Below are 1,272 nucleotides of genomic sequence, written 5' to 3'. Positions count from 1 at the left end.
ACTCCGGTCGGGCTACGCCCTCCCTGCGTCACGAGCCCGGCGAAGCTCTCTCATCCTGATTGACGCTGCACTTCCATCCAGATTGCCGCGCCGCACCCTGCCATTGGCCGGCATGCTGATGATGCCCACTCTGGTCGCGTTCATGCGGGCATATCCGGAGATAACATTGGATCTCGATTTCAGCGATCGGGTCGTCGATGTCATCGAGGAAGGCTTCGACGCCGTCGTGCGCTTCGCCGACGCCGGCGACACGCGCCTGATGTCCCGGGCTTTGGGCATGTATCGCCGACGCCTGGTGGCATCGCCGGCTTATCTGGCGGCCAAAGGCGTTCCTCAGACCCCCGACGACCTCAAGGCTCATGCCTGTCTGCGCCACATGTTTCCGACCAGCCGAAGGTTCGAGCGATGGCCGCTGCGGGGAGAGCATGCCGACATCGAAAGCGAGCTGCCAAAAACGGTCGTGGCGAGTACGCTTGAGCCGCTCATCTATATGGCCGAACAGGGTATGGGCATCGCTTACCTGCCGGACTTCGCCATCAACCACCAGCTTCGCGAAGGTCTGCTCGTCCCCGTGCTCGACGATTACACCGATCGTTCGGGACCGCTGCGGATCCTGTGGCCGTCGAGCCGGCAACTCGCTCCCAAACTCAGAGCTTTCGTGGACTTTCTCGCCGCGAACCTTGTGTCATCCGTCGAGGGCGAAGCAGAGAGCGGGATAAGTCCCCTAGCAAAGGTCGATCTCGATCGGCGCGAGTGAGCAATGTCGGCTGCACTTCGAGACCGAGCGCTTCTGCGGTCGTGAGGCTAGTGTTCACCTCAATCTTTGTGGGCTGCTGAAGGGCAAATCAGTCAATTTTTCATGGGGCGTCCGCTGAGGGTCATTCGCTTCGATTTCGCCGTACCTGCGACATGCCCGCTATCCAGTCGATCTCGGACCTGCCGGCTCGATATTGCGAACCTAAGAATATCCGTGATTGAAGCCTCCCAACCGGAGCCACAATCTAGTTCAGCGCTTCTTCAACGGGATCGAGCAGTGTTGGCGTGCCGCGAGCCAAGGTGAGCGCCCTGCCGATTGGCCTAGCGCATCGCCTCAAGCTGAAGCACGACGTCGCTCATGGCGAGATCGTGCGCTGGAGCGATGTGGAGTTGATGCCAACAACGAGACGATCAAGACAAGGAAGCGATGGAGACGGCGTTCGCGAGATAAGCAGTCATGCACTCTGTCATTGCGAGGCGCTGATCAGCGAGAAATGGCGGAAATGACGAAAGCCC

Annotated in this window: 1 protein-coding gene and 1 pseudogene; both read left to right on the top strand. The window is 60.1% G+C overall.

From position 1 onward, the window contains the following. The coding region (locus tag ABID58_RS32530; RefSeq protein WP_354036964.1) for a LysR substrate-binding domain-containing protein at positions 1 to 757 on the top strand (757 nt) is incomplete at its 5' end. Between the two features lie 296 nt (positions 758 to 1,053). Continuing rightward, positions 1,054 to 1,207: pseudogene (locus ABID58_RS32525) on the top strand (flagellar biosynthesis protein FlgA); the annotation flags it as partial. Positions 1,208 to 1,272 lie beyond the last annotated feature (65 nt).

Origin of the sequence: Bradyrhizobium sp. S3.2.6 (genome assembly GCF_040546885.1) — a bacterium.
GTDB classification, from domain to species: Bacteria; Pseudomonadota; Alphaproteobacteria; order Rhizobiales; family Xanthobacteraceae; genus Bradyrhizobium; species Bradyrhizobium cytisi.
The sequence above is the reverse complement of the archived record's forward strand: the minus strand, read 5'-3'. Positions and strand labels throughout refer to the sequence as shown.